The sequence below is a fragment of the Streptomyces sp. NPDC048278 genome (assembly GCF_040652195.1).
In the GTDB taxonomy this organism is placed as follows: Bacteria; Actinomycetota; Actinomycetes; order Streptomycetales; family Streptomycetaceae; genus Streptomyces.
The window spans coordinates 1-4080 of the sequence record NZ_JBEZLP010000080.1; the positions used below are offsets into that span (position 1 = coordinate 1).

4 protein-coding genes are annotated in these 4080 nt (G+C 71.2%); 2 read left to right on the forward strand and 2 right to left on the reverse strand.

The window, feature by feature from the left end; all coding sequences use genetic code 11:
- A partial coding sequence (locus AB0D74_RS50260) for a maltotransferase domain-containing protein (RefSeq protein WP_362603384.1) occupies positions 1–609 on the reverse strand: 609 nt, incomplete at its 3' end.
- A 101-nt stretch (positions 610–710) separates the two neighbouring features.
- Positions 711–1004 carry a DUF5133 domain-containing protein gene (locus tag AB0D74_RS50265; protein WP_362603387.1) on the reverse strand — a complete coding sequence of 98 codons (294 nt, stop codon included), beginning with the start codon at positions 1002–1004 and terminating at the stop codon, positions 711–713.
- A gap of 304 nt (positions 1005–1308) precedes the next feature.
- Here AB0D74_RS50265 and AB0D74_RS50270 point away from each other — a divergent pair, with 304 nt between their 5' ends.
- Together AB0D74_RS50270 and glgX are read left to right on the forward strand one after the other, a co-directional pair.
- Positions 1309–1812 (forward strand): pep a2, encoded by a 504-nt coding sequence (locus AB0D74_RS50270; RefSeq protein ID WP_362603390.1) that lies wholly within the window; start codon positions 1309–1311, stop codon positions 1810–1812.
- Positions 1813–1835: 23 nt separating this feature from the next.
- Positions 1836–3944, forward strand: a complete 2109-nt coding sequence (glgX, locus tag AB0D74_RS50275; RefSeq protein WP_362603393.1) for a glycogen debranching protein GlgX — start codon at positions 1836–1838, stop codon at positions 3942–3944.
- Positions 3945–4080: the final 136 nt, after the last annotated feature.

Sequence of the window (4080 nt, forward strand, 5' to 3'; positions counted from 1 at the left end):
CCAGGAGCCGTACAGGGCCCGTTCACGCTCCACCAGCAGCGGCAACGGCTCCGAGACCGTCACCAACTCCCGCAACGGATACCGCGCCAGGACCTCGTCCACCTCGGGGGCCAGGGCGTTCGCCAGACGCGTGTGCAGGGGGAGGGCGTCGTCGTCCAGGGACCGGGCCGCCTCGAGGACCCGCTCGCGCGCCGGTCCCTCGGGGACCCCGGCAGCCGCCCGCCCGTACAGCTCGGCGCCTTCCTCCAGGACCAGGCCCGTGTCGATGCCCGCCGGGATCTTCACCCGGGCGTGCTGCCGCCAGGTGACGAGCGGGGCGCTCCAGGCCTCCACGTGGTACGTCCAGCGGCCCGTCGCGTCCGGGGTGACCTCGGCGCCCCAGCGGTCGGTGCCGGGGACCAGCTCCCGCATCGGCGTCCACGGGCCCGGGCGGCCCTCGGGGTCGCACAGCACCACGTTGGCGCCGACGGCGTCATGGCCTTCGCGGAAGACGGTGGCGGTGACCTCGAAGGTCTCGCCGGGGACCGCCTTCGCCGGCCGCCCGCCGCACTCCACGGCGGGCCGGACGTCACGCACCGGAACACGGCCGATGGTCTCGGTCGCCTTCATGGGTCTCACCTCCGCCGTGCGCGGAGCCGGGCCCGGGGCCCGGCTCCGCGGTCCGTAGTGTGCCGGAAGACCGGTGTCTTCCCGCGGGTCCGCCTGCGGGATCACTGCCTCGCGGAACGTCGTTCCACCGGCGGCCCCTGCCGGACCTTCCCGCTCAGCTGGGACCGCCCGCCCTGTTCCCGCACGTAGGTGACGAGGCTCGTGCGCAGGTAGCGCTCGGCCGCGTCCACCGCCTCCCGGGCGCAGCGCTTGCCCATCAGCACGCACAGCGTGTAGCCCGAGTCCTCGAAGGTGGACCGCACCTCACGGTCCTGTGGCGAGGCGAGCATGACGCGCTCCCACGCCCGGTAGCGCCGCAGCTGCCGGGCCACCTCGGCCTTCGCGGGTAGCAGCATGGCCGTGTCGTTCCTTCCGACGCTCTCGAATGGGCACGTGTCCCCGGATCGGGGGAGCGTCCGGGCACGGAAGGGCACGGAGCCGTTACGGCGAATCGAGGCTTTCACTCATGGTGCACGCGCGATGACCGAGCGTCTTGTTGGAGCTTCAACAACCTCATGAAGCTCTCAGGTTGCACGAATGGCGTAGCGCCCGCACAGTGAAGGTGACTCAGGAGCGACCAGCGCTCACGCTGCGCGTCCGGAACGGATTTCCGGAGGGGTGAGGGGGAGCGGGAGCTTCGCGGGTGAGGAGCTAGCGACAATGAAGACCGCAGTGCCCTGCTACTACCACCTCGACGTCGAGGTCAGCCCGGAACGGGTGGGACAGGTCAGCCGCATACTGGCCGCCCATCTGCGTTACTGGGATCTCGACAACCTCGTGGACCCCGTCTGCCGCGGTGCCGAACTGCTGCTGACCGCCATCGACCAGCACGCGACGGACAAACACACGTCCATCGAGATGTGGTGGAACGGGCAGCACCTCATCACCGCCATCGGCGACGACGACCGGGATCTCCGCCCCGACCAGGATCTGCGCGGGTGCCTGGCGCACCTCGCCGCGACCAGCGACGGCTGGGGCTGCTGCGCCCCGGAGACCGGCAGCAAGATCATCTGGTTCTCGCAGCGGGCCCGGTCCGGGGAGCGCGTCCCGCTGGTCCCGACCGGTCCCGCGCCCCGGCTGCGCCGGGTCCTCAGGGTGCCGCGCGACCTGCCGGTGGCCGAGTCGGCCGCGTCCGCCGACGGCGCCCTGGCGGGCGCCCGGTGACGGCGAGGAAATCCCGGAAAGGGGTGCCCGTGTGGAGCGGGCACCCCTACCCGTTGGGGGCCTCCTTCGACGGGCAGGGCACCAACTTCGCCCTGTTCAGCGAGGTCGCCGAGCGGGTCGAACTGGTCCTGGTGAACGACGCCGCCACCGAGACCACGGTGCCGATGACCGAGGTCGACGGCTTCGTCTGGCACGCCTACCTGCCCGGCGTCGGGCCAGGACAGCGCTACGGCTACCGGGTGACCGGCCCCTGGGCCCCCGAGTTCGGCCACCGGTGCAATCCGGCGAAGCTGCTCCTGGACCCGTACGCCCGGGCGATAGACGGCCAGATCGACAACCACGCCTCCCTCTACGAGCGCACCCCCGGCGGACCCGCCCCGGCCGACAGCGCCGGGCACTCCATGCTCGGCGTGGTCACCGACCCCTACTTCGACTGGGGCGACGACCGCCCGCCCCGGCGCCCGTACTCCGACTCGGTGATCTACGAGGCCCACGTCCGCGGCCTGACCCTCACCCACCCGGAGGTACCCGAACGGCTCAGGGGCAGCTACGCCGGCCTCGCGCATCCCGCGATCCTCGACCACCTGACCTCGCTCGGCGTCACGGCGGTCGAGCTGATGCCGGTCCACCAGTTCGTGCAGGACGGCGTCCTCCAGGACCGGGGCCTGTCCAACTACTGGGGCTACAACACCATCGGCTACTTCGCCCCGCACAACGCCTACGGCGCCTTCGGCAGCCGGGGCCAGCAGGTCAACGAGTTCAAGGCGATGGTGAAGGCGCTGCACGCGGCCGGGCTCGAAGTGATCCTCGACGTGGTCTACAACCACACCGCCGAGGGCAACGGGATGGGCCCCACCCTGTCCTTCCGGGGCATCGACAACGCCTCCTACTACCGGCTGGTCGACGGCGACTGGGCGCACTACTACGACACCACCGGCACCGGGAACAGCCTGCTGATGCGGCACCCCTACGTACTCCAGCTGATCATGGACTCGCTGCGGTACTGGGTGACCGAGATGCACGTCGACGGCTTCCGCTTCGACCTCGCGGCCACCCTGGCCCGGCAGTTCCACGAGGTGGACCGGCTCTCGGCGTTCTTCGACCTGATCCAGCAGGACCCGGTGATCAGCAGGGTCAAGCTCATTGCCGAACCGTGGGACCTCGGCGAGGGCGGCTACCAGGTCGGCAACTTCCCGCAGCTGTGGTCGGAGTGGAACGGCCGCTACCGGGACGCCGTACGGGACTTCTGGCGGGCCGAGCCGGGCTCGCTCGGCGAGTTCGCCTCCCGGCTCACCGGCTCCTCCGACCTGTACCAGGCCAGCAGGCGGCGACCGCGGGCGAGCGTCAACTTCGTCACCGCGCACGACGGTTTCACGCTGCGCGACCTGGTGTCGTACAACGACAAGCACAACCAGGCCAACGGCGAGGGCAACCGGGACGGCGAGAGCCACAACCGGTCCTGGAACTGCGGGGCGGAGGGCGAGACCACCGACCCGGCCGTGCTCGAACTCCGGGTCCGCCAGCAGCGCAACCTCCTCGCCACCCTGCTGCTGTCCCAGGGCATCCCGATGCTCAGTCACGGCGACGAACTCGGCCGCACCCAGGGCGGCAACAACAACGCCTACTGCCAGGACAACGAGGTCTCCTGGATCGACTGGGAACTGACCGGGGAGCAGCGGAGCCTCGCCGACTTCACCCGGTACGTCATCGGGCTGCGCGCCGCCCACCCGGTGCTCCGCCGACGGTGCTTCTTCCTCGGCGACACCGCCACGCGTCCCGGGCAGCCGCTGCCCGACCTGGTGTGGCTGCTGCCCGACGCCCGCGAGATGACCGACCGGGACTGGCAGCGGCCCGACGCGCACTCGGTCGGCGTCTTCCTCAACGGCGACGCCATCGCCGAACGCGACCCCTTTGGGCGGCGCCTGATCGACGACTCGTTCCTGCTGCTCCTCAACAGCCACTGGGAGCCGGTCGACTTCCGGCTGCCCGACGACTCCTACGGCGAGCGCTGGACGACCCTCATCGACACGGCCGACCCGGAGGGCCTGCCGGACGAACGCGAACGCAAGGCGGGCACGCGGCTCCGCGTGGAGGCGCGGTGCCTGATCGTGTTGTCGCGGCCGTCGAGGTAGTACGTCGGCTGCGGGTGCGTGGGGGTGACCCCTCGGTGTGGTTCACCAGCCCGCAGGCCTACACGGCCTACCAGAAGGGCATGGCCCGGGCCCGCCCAGCCGGCCGCGCTCAGCGGCGGCTGCTCCCCGTCCTGGC

What these genes read in the sequence shown, in the direction of transcription:
- AB0D74_RS50265 (WP_362603387.1), bottom strand. Translation starts at nt 1,004, where the DNA reads ATGCTGCTACCCGCGAAGGCCGAGGTGGCCCGGCAGCTGCGGCGCTAC.
- AB0D74_RS50270 (WP_362603390.1), top strand. Translation starts at nt 1,309, where the DNA reads ATGAAGACCGCAGTGCCCTGCTACTACCACCTCGACGTCGAGGTCAGC.